Below are 16,304 nucleotides of genomic sequence, written 5' to 3' on the forward strand. Positions count from 1 at the left end.
CTAGATCAACCCTGCATGAGCCAGCGCGGCGTCGACCGCGTTGCGTGCCGCTTCGTTGCATTCGACCAGCGGGAGCCGGACGCCGGGCTCAATCCAGTCGTGGACCCTGCTCAGCGCATACTTGACCGGGCCGGGGCTGGCATCTTCGAACATCGCGTAGTGCAGCGGGTAGAGCCTGTCGTTGAGCTCGCGCGCCTTTGCGAGGTCGTTGGCAGCGATCGCGGCCTGGAATTCGGCGCACAGCGCAGGCGCCACGTTGGCGGTGACCGAGATGCACCCGACCCCACCCGCGGCGGAGTGCGGCAGCCACAGCTCGTCATCACCGGACAGTTGGCAGAAGTCCTTCCCGATTCCCATTCGGTGATCGGTCACCCGGCTGAGGTCGCCGCTAGCGTCCTTGATGCCGATGATCTTGCCCGGAAAGCGCGTGGCGAGTTCGCACACCGTTTCGGGCATGATGTCGGTCACCGTGCGGCCGGGCACGTTGTAAAGAACGATCGGCAAGCTGCTGCTTTCAGCCAGGAAACTGAAGTGCGCGATCAACCCTTCCTGGCTTGGCCGGTTGTAGTACGGCGCGACACAGAGCCCTGCCGCCGCGCCGGTCTTGCGACTGAAGTTCATATGCAGCCGCGCGTTCATTGTATCGTTCGAGCCGCACCCGGCGATGACCGGCACGCGCCCGGCGGCTTGCTCGACGCAGACCTCGATCACCCGGTGATGCTCGGCGTTGGAGAGGGTCGAGGCCTCGCCCGTGGTACCGCACGGGACCAGCGCGCTCGAGCCATTATCGATCTGCCAGTCGACCAGGCGGCGGAAAGCTTTCTCGTCGAACGATCCGTCGCGAAAAGGAGTCACCAGAGCGGGAATCGAGCCGGAGAACATTGCGGTTGCGCCTTCGTTGGGGTGATACCGTCCGGGCGGAGAGGGGTGGGTTCCGCATGCCCGGCTTCATCGCATTCATCGCCTGATAAGGAGCGGCGCACCAGAATGTCCAGCATGGTCGGCAATCGTTTGAGTTCGCTTCGTTTTCTTCCCCTCATCGCGCTCGCGTGCGGCGCTGCTCCGCTCGCGGCGCAGGCACAAAGCCCGGCGCGTGCGCCGATGGTGTCGATGCAGCCGGGTCAGGCGGCGTCGGCGGTATCACGCTGGCAGCAACTAACCGCGAGCGACCGTCTGGGCTTCTCGGACTACGCCGGCTTCGCGCTCTCCTATCCCGATTTCCCTCGGATGGAGGTCATCCGCAGCAACGCGGAGAGCGCGCTGGAGCGCGATCTCGCGAACACCCCGCAGCAAGTCGCCGCCTACTTCGACCGCTTCCCGCCGCAGTCGAACCCCGCTCGGGCGCGCTATGCGCTGGCGCTGTCCACGCTCGGCCGGCCCGAAGCGCGCCAGGTGGCGCAGGCGGCGTGGCGCGGCGGCGAGATGAGCAGCGGGTCCGAGGCCTACCTTATGGGCCTGTTCGGCCCGTCCTTCACCACAGAGGACTACGACGAACGCATGCGGGCGTTGCTGTGGCAGGGCCAGGCCGAGTCTGCGGCACGCACAATTGGTTCAACCTCGCCCCAAAACCGTCCGCTGTTCATGGCGCGGCTGTCTTTGCTGCAGGGTAGTGAGCCGACCGCGATCGGGTTGCCCCTGCCGGCCAATGCCAGCGCCGATCCGGGCTATGTCTACAACCTCGCCCGCTACTATCGGAAGAGCGGCCAGGGTTCGCGCGGGCAGACGTTGCTCGCAACCCGCGCCGCTTTCGTCCGGCCGCCGCACGATGCGCAGGACATGGTCACCGAAATGCTGACTCAGGCCAAGGGTGCCTCGGCCAGCACCGCGGCGGCGATCGCCAGCAAGGTCGACGACCTGTTCGTCCCCGGCTACAACATTGCCGACCAGGGCTCGTTCAAGCTCCGCGACGATTACACCTCGCTGATGTGGCTCGGCGGGACCAAGGCGCTGTGGTCGCTGGGTGACGGCAATCAGGCCGCGCCGCTGTTCTACCGCTACGGCAATGCCGCGCGGACCCCGCAGACGCGGTCGAAGGGCTTCTACTGGGCGGGCAATGCGTCGGCGCAGGCCGGCAATGCGGCGGAGGCCAATCGCTATTTCGAAATGGCGGCGAAGTATCCCGAGTACTTCTACGGCCAGCTCGCGCTCGAGCGGCTGGGCCGTCCGCTGCCGAAGTTCCAGCAGGTCGCCCTCGCCCAGCCGACGCCGGCCGAGACCGCAGCGTTCAACGCTCGTCCGCTGGTGCAAGCGATCCGCCAGACCGCCCGCGTGACCGACTGGCGGACCGAGCGCTATTTCTTCACCGCCCTGGCCGATCAGGCGAACACGGCGGGGCAGATGCAACTCGTCGCCAACCTCGCCAACGAACTGGGCCTGCCCGAGCTCGCGGTGGTCGTCGGACGCGCCGCGCCGGAGAAGGACCTCAGCGGCTTCACCGGCGTCGGTTTCCCCGTAGTCGCGACCCCAATGGGCGCGGATTACACGATGGTCCACGCGATCGCCCGGCAGGAGAGCGAGTTCGATATCGACCGCGTCAGCCACGCCGGCGCGCGCGGATTGATGCAGCTGATGCCCGCGACCGCCAACGAGCAGGCGGGCAAGTCCGGCGTCGCCTACATGAGCGCCAGCCTGACGACCGATCCGCAGTACAACATCCGCCTTGGCGATGCCTATTTCGCGCGCCAGATGGATTACTACGGCGGCAGCTATCCGCTGGCAGTGGCGGCGTACAACGCGGGCGCCGGCAACGTGAACAAGTGGCTGCGCGCCAACGGCGATCCGCGCACGGGCAGTATCGACTGGCTGCGCTGGATCGAGCAGATTCCGATCTTCGAGACCAAGAACTACGTCCAGCGCGTGCTCGAAAACGCAGTGGTCTACGAGGCGCTTCACCCGGAGCGCACTCGCTACGGCAACGCGCGGGGGATCAGCCAGCTCATCGGCAAGCGCCCGGGTTGATGCAGGGTCCCCGTCGCGGATAGACGGGCAGGCGATGCCCGCGCCCGCTTCCAACCCGATCACCGCCGAGGGTCTCGCCGCGCTTAAGGCGCGCTACGATCATCTTCTCGGTACAGAGCGGCCGGCAATTTGCGAGATCGTCAGCTGGGCCGCGGGCAACGGCGACCGCAGCGAGAACGGCGATTATCTCTACGGCCGCAAGCGGATGCGCGAGATCGACCGCGAACTGGCGCACCTCGCGCGCCGGATGAAGGCGGCGCGGGTGGTCGATCCCTCCGCCCGGCCCGATCGCTCGCGGGTGTTCTTCGGCGCGACGGTCACGCTCGCGGACGAGGACGACGTTCAGCGCACCCTGACCCTCGTCGGCGACGATGAGCAGGACGCCGGCGCGAGCCGGATCGGCTGGAGCTCGCCCTTAGCGCGCGCTCTTCGTGGGGCTGCGGTCGGCGATCTCAGGACCGTGCGCTTGCCCGGCGGCGAGAAGGAATGGGAAGTGATCGGCATCGCCTATGCGTAAGGCGCTCTTGCTGGGTCTGGCGCTGATTGCTGCCCCGCTCGCCGCGAAGGACAGCCTTGGCGTGTTTGGCGAGTGGGCTGCGTTCCGCGATCCCTCGGCGCCGCGCTGCTACGCCATCGCGATGCCGCGGCCGAGCCGCGCGGCGCGCGATTATCAGGCCTTCGCGACCATCGGCACCTGGCCCAAGCGGGCGGTGCGGGGCCAAGTCCATTTCCGGCTGTCGCGCAAGATCGCGCAGAACGCGGCCATCTCGCTCAGTCTCGGCGGCACGCGGTTCGCGCTGACCGGGGGAGGCGGGGATGCCTGGGCGCAGGACAAGGCGATCGACGCGGCGATCGTCGCTGGCATGCGCTCGGCCCGCTCGATGACCGTGTCGTCGCGCGATGCGCGGGGCAGACGGTTTTCCGACACCTACACGCTCGAAGGCGCGGCCACCGCAATGGACGCGGCCACGGTAGGCTGCGCACGCCATTGATGCGAAAAGGGCGGAGCCGAAGCCCCGCCCTCCCCTGGTTAACCGGGTAGCGCCCGATCAGAAGCGAATGCCGGCGGTCGCGACCACCTGGTGGCGGTCGGTGTCGAGGTTGAAGCGGCTGCTGTCGGGGGTCTGGCCTTCGAAGTCCACTTCGCCCTCACCGTACTTCGAGTAGCGGTACTCGGCGCCGATATAGGCATTGCGGCCCACCGCGAACTCGGCACCCGCGCCCAGACGCCAGCCGTCGGTATCGAGCTTCTGGCTCAGGTCCACCGTGCCGTCGCTGCCCGTGACCGAGAAGCGCTGGTTGGTGTAGCCGGCCTTCGCATAGACCATCGTGCTGGGGCTGGTGACGAAGCCAACGCGGCCGCCGACGTAGATCTCGCGATCCGCCTTCACGTTGCCGAGGTTGAACACCAGCGGCTGGTCGTTGTTGAAGTCGCTGCCCGCGGTGCTGCCCGAATACGACGCTTCGGCGCCGATGCGCAGGTTGTCGCCGGCCGGGAAGTCGTAGCCGACCACGCCGCCGTAGGTCACGCCGTCGATCGACTGCTTGAGGTCGCGCGTAGTATCGACGTCCTCGGTGCTGCCCGACCGGATGTGATCGTAGCCCACTTCACCGCCGACACGCAGGCCGCTGAACGGCGCTTCGCTGGCGGTCTGGGCCATCGCCGGGGTCGCCAGCGCCACAAGCGAGGCGGCGGCGAGCGATGCGATCTTGTACTTCATTAGTAACTCCATTCCACTTTTCCGTCCGGCGTTGTGCCGTGACCATGGACCCGCTGAACGGGGCGGAGGGGCGCCAGTTTCATGAACCTAAAACAACAAGAATGTTGTGGCTTTCGCGCAACATTGTTTTCGGCGACTGGTTGAATGTTATCGGCGACCGGCGGAACTCCGCGCCTCTTGCCGAGTTTGCGCGCGCGCCCGGGTGCACCTATATGGGCGCGCTCGATGACCGATACCGCTCTCATGTCCATCCCGGGTCCTGTCGATCCGGTGCCCGTCGCGCGCGACATCACGCCGCGCGCCGATGGACGCGTGGACCTGATGGGCGTGTCAATGAAGCGCTTGATCGAGCTGTTCGGCAATGCCGGACTCGATCCGAAACAGGCCAAGCTGCGCGCGAAGCAGGTCTATCATTGGATCTACCACCGCGGAGTCACCGATTTCGACGCGATGACCGACATCGCCAAGACGATGCGTCCGTGGCTCGCCGAGCGGTTTGTGATTGGCCGGCCCGAGGTGGTCGAGGCGCAGCATTCGACCGACGGGACCCGCAAGTGGCTGCTACGCACCGCCGACGGCCACGATTTCGAAATGGTGTTCATCCCCGACGCCGATCGGGGAACGCTATGCGTGTCGAGCCAGGTGGGCTGCACGCTCAATTGCCGGTTCTGTCACACCGGCACGATGAAGCTGGTGCGTAATCTGACCGCGGGCGAGATCGTCGGCCAGGTCATGCTCGCGCGCGACGCGCTGGGCGAATGGCCTAAGGGATCGATGGCGGGGTTGGACGACGCCGAAGACGCGGGCCACTACTCGTCCGACGGCCGCCTGCTGACCAACATCGTGATGATGGGCATGGGCGAGCCGCTGTATAACTTCGACAACGTGAAGGCCGCGCTGCGCATCGTCATGGACGGCGACGGTCTCGCACTCTCGAAGCGGCGGATCACCCTCTCCACCAGCGGCGTGGTGCCGATGATGGCACGCGCGGGCGAGGAGATCGGGGTCAATCTCGCGGTCTCGCTACACGCGGTGACCAAGGAGATCCGCGACGAGATCGTCCCACTCAACAAGAAGTACGGCATCGACGAACTGCTGACCGCCTGCGCCGCCTACCCCGGTGCGTCGAACGCGCGGCGGATCACGTTCGAGTACGTGATGCTGAAAGACAAGAACGACAGCGACGAGGACGCGCGCGAGCTTGTCCGCCTGATCAAGCAGTACGGCCTGCCGGCCAAGGTCAATCTGATCCCGTTCAATCCCTGGCCCGGAGCGGCCTACGAGACCTCGACGCCCGAACGCGTGCGCCGCTTCTCGGAGATCGTGTTCGAAGCCGGCATCAGCGCGCCGGTGCGCACCCCGCGCGGGCGCGATATCGATGCCGCCTGCGGCCAACTGCGCACCGCGGCCGAAAAGAAGAGCCGCGCCGAGCGCGACCGCGAGGCTGCCGCGGCGGCGTAAGGCTATCCGGTCGTTCAGCTTCTGTTGCGGCAAGCCGGCCGATGCAGACCCGGCATAAACAGCCCAGGGACAGTCGAACCATGAAGAAAACCATTCTCGCCGTTGCCGCGCTCGGCCTCGCCATTCCCGCCGCACCGGTGCTCGCCGATCCGCCGCCCTGGGCGCCGGCCCACGGCAAGCGCGCCAAGCAGGCCTATCAGCCGCGCTATTACACCAGCGATCGCGGCACGCGGTACTGGCAGGGCGAGGACGGCCGCTATTACTGCCGTCGCTCGAACGGTACGACCGGGCTGATCATCGGCGCCGCTGCCGGCGCCCTGGCCGGACGCGCGGTCGATACGCGTGGTGAACGCACCACCGGCACCGTGCTCGGCGCCGCTGCTGGTGCGCTGCTCGGTCGCCAGATCGATCGCGGCCAGGCGCGCTGCCGCTAATCTCACGGTAAACAAAAGAGGGCGCGTTGCGAGGCCAGCGACGCGCCCTTTTTGTTGTCTGCGATCAGCAAGATGGTACTCGTTTCATCGACGTAGAGGCGCGACTTATCGCGAAAACCCAATCCCAACGAAGCGTTCATCTGAGGTTGTGGACCCCCTCGGCAGTTCAAGCGTCGACAGTTCAAGTCGCTCAACTCGAGGGAAAGGAAGACCCCGTGAAGAAGATTGCTCTCGCCCTTGCCGCCACCAGCTTGATGGTCCCCGCCGTTCCGGCGATGGCCGATCATCATCGCGGCCGGCATTATCAGTCGCAGCAGCGCTACTACACCACCGACAACGGCATCCGTTACTGGCGTGGTGACGACGGCCGCCGCTATTGCAAGCGCTCGAACGGCACCGTCGGCCTGATCGTCGGCGGCGCTGCCGGTGCCCTCGTGGGCCGCGCGGTCGATACCCGCGGCGAACGCGCCACCGGCACGATCCTCGGCGCGGCTGCCGGCGCTCTCCTCGGCCGCGAGGTCCAGAGGAGCCGGTCGTCCTACCGCTGCCGCTAACACGCTTCCCGTCGGGTCGCATCGACGGAACCAAGAGCGCGCCGCTTCTGAGGGAAGCGGCGCGCTTCTTGTTTGTCTTTAAGAAACCCGCGCGCTGTGCTTGAACGGGCTGCATGAGCGCACCCCCCTCTTCCCCGCTGCCCGCGGTCCTGGTGACCGGCGGCGCGCGGCGGATCGGGGCGGGGATTGCGCGGGCGTTCGGCCGCGCGGGCTGGCACGTGGTCATCCACTACGGCCACTCGGCGGACGAGGCCGATGCGCTCGCGGCCGAATTGCCGAGCGCGCTTGCCATTCATTGCGACCTTGCCGACGGCGACGCGGCGGAGGACATGATCGAGCGACTGGCGCGGCACCTGCCCGACTGGCGGTGCCTAGTGAACTGCGCCTCGGTATTCGATCCCGACGATGTCACGAAGCTCGACGCCGACACCTTCCGCCGCGCGATCCGGGTCAATGCGGAGGCACCGGCGCGGATGGCCCAGGCCTTTCTGGCGCACGCCAGGGCGAACGGGGGCCGGCGGGTGATCCAGGTCACCGATCAAAAGCTCGCCAATCCCAACCCCGACTTCTTCAGCTACACCCTCAGCAAGCACGCGATCGCGGCAGCAGTTCCGATGCTGGCAATGGGGGCCGCGCGCCCCGAAGACCGGGTCTATGCTCTCGCTCCCGGCGCGATCCTCGCCAGCCACGACCAGTCCGAGGACGAAGCGGCGGTCAGCCACCGGCTCAACCTCCTGAGCAGGCGCACCGAAGCGAGCGAGATCGCCGATGCCTGCCTGTGGCTATCGCAAGGCTGGCTGGCGAGCGGCGAGACGCTGTTCGTCGACAGCGGCCAGCACCTGCTCAGCCAGCCGCGCGACGTCATCTACCTCGCCCGGGAAGGTGCGGCATGAAGCGGCACGCCGTCTCAACTCGCCTGTGGCACTGGCTCAACTTCGCCTGTCTGGTGATCCTGTTCATGAGCGGGCTCAACATCTCGAATGCGCACAAGCGCCTTTACTGGGGCGAATGGGGTTTCGAGCCGGGTCAGGCCTGGCTGATCGTGCCGAAGTTCCCGGGCTGGACGACGATCCCCGGTCACTACAGCCTCGCCGATGCGCGGCTGTGGCATCTTGCGGTGGCCTGGCCATTCGCGCTGCTGCTGCTTTTCATGTGGATCGCGATCCTGGTGAACGGCCACTTCCGGCGCGACCTGATGACGCGGCGGCGCGAGTGGCGCTGGTCGGCGATCCGCTCCGATGTCGCGGCACACCTCCGGTTCGAATTCGACCACGGCGATGCGAAGTTCAACTTCCTGCAAAAGCTCACCTATGGCCTCGTCCTCGGCGTGCTGCTGCCGGGGATGATCGTCACGGGGCTCGGCATCAGCCCCGGCATGGAACCGCTGATGCGGCCGGTGAGCGAGCTCGTCGGCGGGCGGCAATCGATGCGCTCGCTCCACTTCATCTTCGCGTGGAGCCTCTTCGGCTTCCTGATCCTCCACGTCGCGCTGGTGCTGGTCTCGCATCCGCTGCGCCAGATGCGCGACATGATCACCGGAGGGCCGCGTGAGACGTAGGGGCCTCATCGCGGGGCTCGGCGCGCTGGTCGTGGGCGGCTGCTCGAAGGTCGCCGACAGCGGCGCGGGCCAGGCGGTGCTCGGCAGCGCGGAGCGGTGGCACAAAGCGGCGCAGCGACTCATCACCGGACGTGACGCGCTGGCGACCGAGTTCACCCGGGCAGATATCTCGCCCTCGTTCCGCGGCAATGGATCCCAGACGGTCGGAACGCCGGAGTATGCGTCGGCGCTCGCCGGCGGGTTCGCCGATTGGCAGTTGACCGTGACCGGGCTCGTCACGCACCCGCTCTCGCTCAGTCTGGACAACATCCGCCGGCTCCCGCAGCGGACCCAGATCACCCGCCACGATTGCGTCGAAGGCTGGAGCGCGATCGGCGAGTGGACTGGCCCGCAGCTCGCCACCATCCTGCGCGGGGCGGGATTGCAGCCTGAGGCCCGCTTCGTGGTGTTCCGCTGCGCCGACGTGCTCGACGGCGCGCCCTACTACGAGAGCATCGACATGATTGATGCCTTCCACCCGCAGACCATCATCGCGCACCGGCTCAATGGAGAGCCGCTGCCCGAGCGCAACGGCGCCCCCCTGCGCCTGCGAGTCGAGCGCCAGCTCGGCTACAAGCACGCCAAGTACTTGACCGGCATCGAAGTGGTCGCCAGCCTTGATACCATTGGCGAAGGGCGCGGCGGCTACTGGGAGGACCGGGGCTACCAATGGTACGCCGGCGCCTGAGGGAGACGACGCGAAGATGTGGCTGCTCGACAAGTTCCTCAGCAAGGCGATCAAGCGCGGCAAGCTGATCGTCACGGACCACGACGGCAAGGTCTACGAGTACGGCCCTGGCCCAGCGCTCGACGACAAGGGCCCGGTCCGCATCCGGCTGACCAATGCCAAGGCCGCCAACCACATCGCCCGCTACCCCAAGGTCGGCGCGGGCGAGGCGTATATGTGGGGCTGGCTCACCGTCGAAGAGCCGCACGACATCCGCGACATGATCCTGTTCGTGACGCTCAACGCCAAGAAGGTCGGCGACGATTCGCTCGACGCGAAGGGCCCGGTGAGGAAAGCGGCGCAGGCGCTGCTGGCCAAGATCGACAGCTTCAATCCCAGGGCCAAGGCCGCGCACAACGCCGAGCACACCTACAACCTCACTCGCCGGCTCTACGAGCTGTTCCTCGACGAGGACCGGCAATACACGATGGCCTATTACCGGGGCGATCCGGAAGCGACGAGCCTCGAGCAGGCGCAGCTCGACAAGAAGGCGCACATGGCCGCCAAGATGTACTTGAAGCCGGGCATGAAGGTGCTCGACATCGGGTGCGGCTGGGGCGGGTTCGCGCTGTACCTCCACAAGCACTATGGCGTCGAAGTGCTCGGGGTGGCGCTGGCGGAGGACCAGATCGCCTTCTGCAAAGAGCGCGCCGAGGCCGAGGGGGTGGCCGACAAGGTCAAGTTCGCGCTGATGGACTATCGTGACGTCGAAGGGCAGTTCGACCGAATCAGCTCGGTCGGCCTGCTCGAGCATGTCGGCACACCGCACTACCCGCTGTTCTTCGAGCACACCAACCGCTTGCTCAAGCGCGACGGGGTGATGTTCAGTCACTGCTGCGGTCGCGCCAAGGGGCCCGGCGCGACCGACGCCTGGACGCGCAAGTACATCTTCCCCGGCGGCTACATCCCCGCGCTCAGCGAGCTCGTCACCCAGTCCGAGAAGCACGGCTGGCAGGTGATGGACGTGGAGGCGATGCGCTTCCACTACTGCTACACGCTGGAGGAGTGGTACAACCGCACGGTGATGCACAGGCAAGAGATCGTCGATCTCTACGACGAGCAGTTCTACCGCATGTGGCAGTTCTACCTTGCCGGTGCCGAGCAGAGCTTCCGCAACGGCAACATGGTCAACTGGCAGATCGTCTATGTGAAGGACCGCGAGGCGATCCCGATGACCCGCGACTTCATGTTCGAAGAGAGCGCGCGCCTGCGGGCGTCGGACACGGCGCCCACCTGGCACCTCGATCCGGCGCTGCTCGAGGCAGCCGAATAGACTTCGGGAATACCCCGCCTGCCGCTTGAAGCTTGAGCCACCAGCCGCGCTTGCCGACAACCCCGGCATGTCGACTGAGCTTGCCGAAAAGTACCACCGTGATGGATACGCGATCGTGCGCGGGGTCTTCCCGCCCGGTGCGATCGCCGAGCTTTCCGCCGCGGTCGACGAGGTCCATGCCGAGGCCTTGGCGCTCGGCCGCAGCTTCCGGTACGGTAACCTCAACTACCGGCTCGACGGCGGCGAGGTACGGATGGCGCAGTGGGCGAGCTATCACAACGTGGTGCTCGACCGCTTCCGCATCGCCGCTCGGATCGGCGCCACCCTGCGCCCGCTGATCGGCGAGGACGTCAAGCAGATCATCAATCAGCTCCACTGGAAGAAGCCCCGCGGCAAAGGCGACTTCGCGTTCCACCAGGACAGCCGCTTCCGCCGCCCCGACAGTGCCTATCGCAACCTCGGGACGAGCTACATCCAGACCGGCCTGGCGATCGACCCGCACACCCGCGAAAGTGGCGCGATGCGGATTCTCCCGGGTAGCCACCGTGCCGGGCCGATCGAACTCACGACCAGCGGCGCATCGGTAATGGATAGCGTGGTCGAAACGGAAGCGCTGGAGAAGGCCGGCCTCGATCCCACGCACCTCGTCGACCTCAAGCTCGAGCCCGGCGACCTTGCGCTGTGGAGCCCGTACCTCGTGCACGGCTCCGGCCGGAACAGCAGCGACCATTACCGCCGGTTCTACATCAACGGCTACGTCCGCGCCGAGGATTGCGACCGCGGCGAGTGGGCCTTCCGTCGCGGTCAGCCGCAGCCGCTCGGCCCGCGCCCCACGCTTGTGCATTTCGAGGAACTCTACGAGCGGCCGGGACCCCACTTCACCTAGTCGGGATAGCGGGCGTTCATCGCCTCCCAGCTCAGCGCCATCAGTTTTTCCAGCACTTCAAGGTCTACGTCCGCGAGCTTGTTGACGTAGAGGCAGGACTTGCCGGTCTTGTGCTTGCCGAGCCGGGCGAACAGCGCGTCGGCTTCCGGCTGGCGGTCGCGGTAATTGCCCATCAGGTAGAGCGTCAGCGCGGCCTTGCGCGGTGAGAAGCCGCCGCGCATCGCCACCCCTTCGTGCCCGCTGTCGTAGCGGTAGTGATAGCTGCCGTAGCCGATCATCGACGGGCCCCACATCTTCGGCTCGAGCCCGGTCACCCGGCGATGCATCGCATCAAGCACCGCCGCCTCCTCGCGCCGACGCGCGTCGGGCAGGCCGGCGATGTAATCGGCCACCAACACCTCTGTCGCCGCGGTCTTCGCCTGATACTTGCCCATCAACGCATCCTTCCTTGCCGCCCGCGCCCCCTTGCCATAGGGCGCGCACCGACTTTCGGCCGAGCCTACAGGAAACGCCCCATGTCCGACATCAAGAAGGTCGTTCTCGCCTATTCGGGCGGGCTCGACACCAGCGTCATCCTCAAGTGGCTGCAGGTGACCTACAACTGCGAGGTGGTGACCTTCACCGCCGACCTCGGCCAAGGGGAGGAGCTGGAGCCGGCGCGGGCCAAGGCCAAGCTGATGGGTATTCCCGACAGCAACATCTACATCGACGACCTGCGCGAGGAATTCGTGCGGGACTTCGTGTTCCCGATGATGCGCGCCAACGCCCGCTACGAGGGCGACTACCTGCTCGGCACCTCGATCGCGCGGCCGCTCATTTCCAAGCGCCTGATCGAAATCGCCCGCGAAACCGGCGCCGACGCGATCGCCCACGGCGCGACCGGCAAGGGCAACGACCAGGTTCGCTTCGAGCTCTCGGCGTACGCCCTCGCCCCCGACATCAAGGTCATCGCCCCGTGGCGCGAGTGGGACCTGACCAGCCGCACTGCCCTCATCGCCTGGGCCGAGGCGCACCAGATCCCCGTTCCGAAGGACAAGCGCGGCGAGAGCCCGTTTTCGACCGACGCCAACCTGCTGCACACCTCCAGCGAGGGGAAGGTGCTGGAGGACCCGTGGGAGGAGGTGCCGGACTACGTCTACAGCCGCACCGACAACCCCGAGGATGCGCCCGACGCGCCCGAATACATCACCATCGACTTCGAGCGCGGCGATGGCGTTGCTCTCAATGGCGAGGCGATGTCGCCTGCCACCTTGCTGGCCGCGCTCAACGATCTCGGCCGCAAGCATGGCATCGGCCGCCTGGACCTGGTCGAGAACCGCTTCGTCGGCATGAAGAGCCGCGGCATGTACGAGACGCCCGGCGGCGAGATCTACGCCCGGGCGCACCGGGGGATCGAGCAGGTCACCCTCGACCGCGGCGCGGCGCATCTCAAGGACGAGCTGATGCCGAAGTACGCGGAGCTCATCTACAACGGCTTCTGGTTCGCGCCGGAGCGCGAGATGCTGCAGGCGGCGATCGACCTCAGCCAGGAGAAGGTCTCGGGCACCGTTAGGCTCAAGCTTTACAAGGGTTTGGCGCAGGTGGTCGGGCGCAAGTCGCCCAACTCGCTGTACTCCGAACGGCACGTCACGTTCGAGGACGATGCCGGCGCGTACGACCAGACTGATGCGCAGGGCTTTATCAAATTGAATGCACTGCGTTTGCGGCTGCTCGCCCAACGAGACCGTTGATTTAGAACGCTTTTTTCTGCAAAAATGCGGCGAGGCGTTGACTTATCCACGCGTGTCCACAGCGAAAAGCGCAGGACGTGGATAAGCGCCGGGCTGCGCGCTTGCACGACTCGGCCCCGCAAGGCACCTTTGGTTCATCGAGACGGGGCGGAAAGCTCGGATCGGACGGTCCTAACGGACTGAAAGATCAAGAGATTTCACTTCGCATCGAGATGGCGGCAACTGTCCGCGCGGTCTTCGAGATCGGCATGCCGAGAACTTCGGTTCGAAGCAAATCGATCGTTCGAGAAGAACGCGAAAGCAATGCCACCATCGGCCGGGAGAACCCGGTCGCCCAACAGGCAAGGCATCCAGGCTTCGGCCAGGTTTGCGGCGCCAGCGGCGGGTGACCACTACGGAACTCCTGGTCTCGGAACCGCCGGATGGAGGGCGAGGATCTTCGGATCCAAACCGCCATCTGACGGAACCGGATGCCGGTGCGAGCGCCGGTGACAGAGCCAACGGAAAGCGATCTTCGGATCGCGGACCTACGGCAACGACACTGGGTGCCAAGCGCCTTCTTCGGAAGGACCACGCGCCGGTGAGAGTGGGGTCGACCTTCGGGTCGGCCCCATTTGCATTGGGGCTGGCCCCGCCCGTTCTCGCCGGTCCTCCGTGCGTTCTCCCTCCTCTCCACTGAACTGTTTCGACCGCGGTTCCAGCGCGTCGGTAGCCCAACTCCACCACCCGTTTCGGCTCCCCGCGACTCGGGCCGGACGGCATGGCACCGCCACCACGCTGTAGGAAAGCACCCTCACCCCGCCCGCCGCGGAAACGTGGTTAATGTTCCCTAACCATCGGATGAACGGTTTGGAGTCCGGGACGAAGTGACTCCCAAGGGGTGCCCAGCCCGGAACCGGACCTGTAAACCGCCCGCCATGGACGGAACAGCGACACGCACCCGGCGCTCTGCGCTGCGCGGCATCGCCCTGGCGGCCGCGCTCATGCTCCCGGCATCGGCCAGCGGCCCGGCTTTCGCCGACACCGGCAACGACTTCCGAGCATCCTTCGCCCCTCTCAACGCGGCAGCGAGCGCCTTCGTTCCGACCGCCGGCATGGTCGACGTCACCGCGATCGATCCCGCCGACGAGCCCGCGCAGGCCGAGCCTACCTTCGACGGCGGCCGCGCGATCGGCGGCGGCGTCGCCAGCTATTACGGCAACGAACTGGCCGGCCACCGCACCGCCAGCGGCGAGCGGTTCAACCCCGGCTTGTTGACCGCCGCGCACCGCACGCTGCCGATGGGGTCGAAGGTCCGCGTGACCAACCCCGCCAACGGCAAGTCGGTGGTGGTCCGCATCAACGACCGCGGCCCCTTCCACGGCGGCCGGGTGATCGACCTGTCGAAGTCGGCCGCCTCGCAGATCGGCCTGATCGCGCGCGGCAGCGGCCGCGTGGAGCTCGCCCTCCTCGACTGACCGGCGCCCCGCGCCGTCCCGCTCTCACTAGCCGGAATGCACCGGCCGCTCGCGCGCTGGACCCTGTAAAGGCAAGCAAGCGAGGTGACGAGATGGCCGGCGGAATCTGGAGCTTCGTACTGATCGGCGGGCCGATCCTGCTGATCGCGGTGTTCATCTGGGGCTTCCTGCGCAACCGCGCGACCAGCGCCCGCACCGACGCCCGCGCCGAGCGCGGCGCCGCGGAACTGCGCGACGAGATCGAGAGCGGCACGCCGCCACCCCACAGCTAAGGGGCCCACAGCTAGGCCCGCCCCGCGCCAATCTCCGGCTCCGGCCGCAGGAGTTCGGCCAGCTCGGCGATCCGGTACGCGGCGTGCTCGTAGTCCTCGGGCGGCAGCGCGAGGTACCAGCGTTCCTCCCCCGCCTCGTACGCCGCGACCTGCGCGCACTCGATCTCCTCCTGGTCGACGTCCTCCATCTCCCACGGGCTGAGGACGTGCTCGGGCCGCTCGGCATCCATCGCGTTGAGTTGCGCGGTGTCGGGATCGACCATCTCGCGCACGAACGGGCACCACACGAGCGGCCCACCGTCCGCCACGGCGGGCCCGTCGTCCCTGTATTGCGCCCCGCCCTCCCCGTCGCCGCCCTCCGCCGGCGCCGCGCTGTTGGACTTGTCACACTTGTCACACTGTCCTGGCGAAGAACTCTCCACCGGCGGAGCAACCAGCTCTTCGCCCGCGACAAAGCGCTCGAGCGCGCCCTCGAAGTCCTCGGCAATGGCGCCCGCCGCGACATCGTCGCACAGCTTGTCGAGCCGGGCGAGGTGCGCGAGCAGCAGGCGGCTGTCGTAGCGCACGCGGCGGCCGACCTCCTCGCCGCGGTAGAATACGATTTCCTCCACCCCGTCGATCGCGCGGGTGGCGAGCACATCGGCATGCACCGCGCGGGCGGCGATCAGCGCCGCGTCCCACGCGAGCGCGAAGGTGCGGCTGGCGCGCCGCTCGCGATAGACGGTGCGGTAGCTCACCCCCACGCCGGCCGAAGCGCGCCGCACCGCCCCGCACGCGGCGAGCGCGTGGAGGAACTGCACCTGCAACGCGCGGGTGAACGCGCCGCGCTCCTCCTCCGGCTCGGCGAGCAGCTCGGCGGCGAGGCTGGTGAAGGTGGGTTTCTCGGCAGAGGGTGAGGCGGCAGCGGCCCGCGCCACCCCCTCCCACCCCCGCCCCGCCGGATGCGCCAGCCCCCGCGCGCGCCAATCCTCGGAGGGCGTGCCGGGAGCAAGCTCGCGCGCGTCGACGGCGGAGACCTCGCCGGGCGCATCGGGAATGTCCCCCGGCAGGGTGAAGGCATCGATGGCGGTCGCGGGCGCGCCAGTGATCGAGGATGCGGCGCGATGGAGGGCGGCGGCAGAGATGTACGACATGGGAGAGGTCCGTCTTTTCCGTGGCATGGGGAGCGATGGACCGAGTCATGTATGCGATGGCGCGGGCTGTAGGAAAACGGTTTAATCCTCCCCGGCACGGG

Annotated in this window: 19 protein-coding genes; 15 read left to right on the plus strand and 4 right to left on the minus strand. The window is 67.2% G+C overall.

Annotated elements, in window-relative coordinates; translation table 11 throughout:
* The gene (gene dapA, locus ELY12_RS10470; protein ID WP_126176651.1) at positions 1–882 is read right to left on the minus strand and encodes a 4-hydroxy-tetrahydrodipicolinate synthase; all 882 of its coding nucleotides are present in this window, start codon (positions 880–882) and stop codon (positions 1–3) included.
* 105 nt (positions 883–987) lie between these two features.
* On the opposite strand from dapA, the gene ELY12_RS10475 reads away from it, so the two are divergent.
* From ELY12_RS10475 to ELY12_RS10485, 3 genes are read left to right on the plus strand one after another with little or no spacing between them, the layout of a single operon-like run.
* Complete coding sequence (locus ELY12_RS10475) at positions 988–2,958, plus strand: lytic transglycosylase domain-containing protein (RefSeq protein ID WP_241229821.1); 1,971 nt, start codon at positions 988–990, stop codon at positions 2,956–2,958.
* Between the two features lie 34 nt (positions 2,959–2,992).
* The gene (greB, locus tag ELY12_RS10480; protein WP_126176652.1) at positions 2,993–3,475 is read left to right on the plus strand and encodes a transcription elongation factor GreB; all 483 of its coding nucleotides are present in this window, start codon (positions 2,993–2,995) and stop codon (positions 3,473–3,475) included.
* Complete coding sequence (locus ELY12_RS10485; protein ID WP_126176653.1) at positions 3,468–3,950, plus strand: invasion associated locus B family protein; 483 nt, start codon at positions 3,468–3,470, stop codon at positions 3,948–3,950. Before greB ends, ELY12_RS10485 begins: the two co-directional genes overlap by 8 nt.
* A 57-nt stretch (positions 3,951–4,007) precedes the next feature.
* Here the strand turns inward: ELY12_RS10485 and ELY12_RS10490 are convergent, their stop codons facing one another.
* A complete protein-coding gene (locus ELY12_RS10490) occupies positions 4,008–4,679 on the minus strand; it encodes an outer membrane protein (protein ID WP_126176654.1) in 672 nt (223 codons plus the stop codon).
* A 225-nt stretch (positions 4,680–4,904) separates the two neighbouring features.
* On the opposite strand from ELY12_RS10490, the gene rlmN reads away from it, so the two are divergent.
* From rlmN to ELY12_RS10530, 8 genes are all read left to right on the plus strand, one after another.
* A complete protein-coding gene (gene rlmN, locus ELY12_RS10495) occupies positions 4,905–6,140 on the plus strand; it encodes a dual-specificity RNA methyltransferase RlmN (protein WP_126176655.1) in 1,236 nt (411 codons plus the stop codon).
* 80 nt (positions 6,141–6,220) lie between these two features.
* Positions 6,221–6,574, plus strand: a complete 354-nt coding sequence (locus ELY12_RS10500) for a glycine zipper 2TM domain-containing protein (RefSeq protein ID WP_126176656.1) — start codon at positions 6,221–6,223, stop codon at positions 6,572–6,574.
* Between the two features lie 215 nt (positions 6,575–6,789).
* On the plus strand, positions 6,790–7,128 hold the full coding sequence (locus tag ELY12_RS10505; RefSeq protein ID WP_241229822.1) for a glycine zipper 2TM domain-containing protein: 339 nt from the start codon (positions 6,790–6,792) through the stop codon (positions 7,126–7,128).
* 113 nt (positions 7,129–7,241) lie between these two features.
* Positions 7,242–8,021, plus strand: coding sequence for an SDR family oxidoreductase (locus ELY12_RS10510; RefSeq protein WP_126176657.1), 780 nt, complete (start codon positions 7,242–7,244; stop codon positions 8,019–8,021).
* Positions 8,018–8,686 carry a cytochrome b/b6 domain-containing protein gene (locus ELY12_RS10515; RefSeq protein WP_126176658.1) on the plus strand — a complete coding sequence of 223 codons (669 nt, stop codon included), beginning with the start codon at positions 8,018–8,020 and terminating at the stop codon, positions 8,684–8,686. The genes ELY12_RS10510 and ELY12_RS10515 overlap by 4 nt, the downstream gene beginning before the upstream one ends.
* Positions 8,676–9,413, plus strand: a complete 738-nt coding sequence (locus tag ELY12_RS10520; RefSeq protein ID WP_126176659.1) for a molybdopterin-binding protein — start codon at positions 8,676–8,678, stop codon at positions 9,411–9,413. The genes ELY12_RS10515 and ELY12_RS10520 overlap by 11 nt, the downstream gene beginning before the upstream one ends.
* A gap of 16 nt (positions 9,414–9,429) precedes the next feature.
* Entirely contained in the window at positions 9,430–10,725 is a 1,296-nt protein-coding gene (locus ELY12_RS10525) for an SAM-dependent methyltransferase (RefSeq protein ID WP_126176660.1), read from the plus strand.
* 67 nt (positions 10,726–10,792) lie between these two features.
* A complete protein-coding gene (locus ELY12_RS10530; protein ID WP_126176661.1) occupies positions 10,793–11,611 on the plus strand; it encodes a phytanoyl-CoA dioxygenase family protein in 819 nt (272 codons plus the stop codon).
* Here ELY12_RS10530 and ELY12_RS10535 read toward each other — a convergent pair.
* On the minus strand, positions 11,608–12,045 hold the full coding sequence (locus ELY12_RS10535) for a DUF1801 domain-containing protein (protein WP_126176662.1): 438 nt from the start codon (positions 12,043–12,045) through the stop codon (positions 11,608–11,610). The two genes, ELY12_RS10530 and ELY12_RS10535, sit on opposite strands and share 4 nt — an antisense overlap.
* Before the next feature lie 81 nt (positions 12,046–12,126).
* Here ELY12_RS10535 and ELY12_RS10540 point away from each other — a divergent pair, with 81 nt between their 5' ends.
* From ELY12_RS10540 to ELY12_RS10555, 4 genes are all read left to right on the plus strand, one after another.
* Positions 12,127–13,341: an argininosuccinate synthase gene (locus ELY12_RS10540; RefSeq protein ID WP_126176663.1), complete on the plus strand. Its 1,215-nt coding sequence runs from the start codon at positions 12,127–12,129 to the stop codon at positions 13,339–13,341.
* A gap of 77 nt (positions 13,342–13,418) precedes the next feature.
* On the plus strand, positions 13,419–13,730 hold the full coding sequence (locus ELY12_RS10545) for a hypothetical protein (protein WP_126176664.1): 312 nt from the start codon (positions 13,419–13,421) through the stop codon (positions 13,728–13,730).
* A 528-nt stretch (positions 13,731–14,258) separates the two neighbouring features.
* A complete protein-coding gene (locus ELY12_RS10550) occupies positions 14,259–14,798 on the plus strand; it encodes a septal ring lytic transglycosylase RlpA family protein (protein ID WP_241229823.1) in 540 nt (179 codons plus the stop codon).
* Positions 14,799–14,890: 92 nt separating this feature from the next.
* On the plus strand, positions 14,891–15,070 hold the full coding sequence (locus tag ELY12_RS10555) for a hypothetical protein (RefSeq protein ID WP_126176665.1): 180 nt from the start codon (positions 14,891–14,893) through the stop codon (positions 15,068–15,070).
* 11 nt (positions 15,071–15,081) lie between these two features.
* Here ELY12_RS10555 and ELY12_RS10560 read toward each other — a convergent pair whose 3' ends face one another.
* Positions 15,082–16,203, minus strand: a complete 1,122-nt coding sequence (locus ELY12_RS10560) for a hypothetical protein (protein ID WP_126176666.1) — start codon at positions 16,201–16,203, stop codon at positions 15,082–15,084.
* Positions 16,204–16,304: the final 101 nt, after the last annotated feature.

Source organism: Tsuneonella rigui, assembly GCF_003958625.1.
Lineage (GTDB): Bacteria > Pseudomonadota > Alphaproteobacteria > Sphingomonadales > Sphingomonadaceae > Tsuneonella > Tsuneonella rigui.

Bases quoted from the DNA above. Each gene is read 5' to 3' on its own strand.
- dapA (WP_126176651.1), bottom strand. From the start codon at position 882: ATGTTCTCCGGCTCGATTCCCGCTCTGGTGACTCCTTTTCGCGACGGA.
- ELY12_RS10475 (WP_241229821.1), top strand. From the start codon at position 988: ATGTCCAGCATGGTCGGCAATCGTTTGAGTTCGCTTCGTTTTCTTCCC.
- greB (WP_126176652.1), top strand. From the start codon at position 2,993: ATGCCCGCGCCCGCTTCCAACCCGATCACCGCCGAGGGTCTCGCCGCG.
- ELY12_RS10485 (WP_126176653.1), top strand. From the start codon at position 3,468: ATGCGTAAGGCGCTCTTGCTGGGTCTGGCGCTGATTGCTGCCCCGCTC.
- ELY12_RS10490 (WP_126176654.1), bottom strand. From the start codon at position 4,679: ATGAAGTACAAGATCGCATCGCTCGCCGCCGCCTCGCTTGTGGCGCTG.
- rlmN (WP_126176655.1), top strand. From the start codon at position 4,905: ATGACCGATACCGCTCTCATGTCCATCCCGGGTCCTGTCGATCCGGTG.
- ELY12_RS10500 (WP_126176656.1), top strand. From the start codon at position 6,221: ATGAAGAAAACCATTCTCGCCGTTGCCGCGCTCGGCCTCGCCATTCCC.
- ELY12_RS10510 (WP_126176657.1), top strand. From the start codon at position 7,242: ATGAGCGCACCCCCCTCTTCCCCGCTGCCCGCGGTCCTGGTGACCGGC.
- ELY12_RS10515 (WP_126176658.1), top strand. From the start codon at position 8,018: ATGAAGCGGCACGCCGTCTCAACTCGCCTGTGGCACTGGCTCAACTTC.
- ELY12_RS10525 (WP_126176660.1), top strand. From the start codon at position 9,430: ATGTGGCTGCTCGACAAGTTCCTCAGCAAGGCGATCAAGCGCGGCAAG.
- ELY12_RS10530 (WP_126176661.1), top strand. From the start codon at position 10,793: ATGTCGACTGAGCTTGCCGAAAAGTACCACCGTGATGGATACGCGATC.
- ELY12_RS10535 (WP_126176662.1), bottom strand. From the start codon at position 12,045: ATGGGCAAGTATCAGGCGAAGACCGCGGCGACAGAGGTGTTGGTGGCC.
- ELY12_RS10540 (WP_126176663.1), top strand. From the start codon at position 12,127: ATGTCCGACATCAAGAAGGTCGTTCTCGCCTATTCGGGCGGGCTCGAC.
- ELY12_RS10550 (WP_241229823.1), top strand. From the start codon at position 14,259: ATGGACGGAACAGCGACACGCACCCGGCGCTCTGCGCTGCGCGGCATC.
- ELY12_RS10555 (WP_126176665.1), top strand. From the start codon at position 14,891: ATGGCCGGCGGAATCTGGAGCTTCGTACTGATCGGCGGGCCGATCCTG.
- ELY12_RS10560 (WP_126176666.1), bottom strand. From the start codon at position 16,203: ATGTCGTACATCTCTGCCGCCGCCCTCCATCGCGCCGCATCCTCGATC.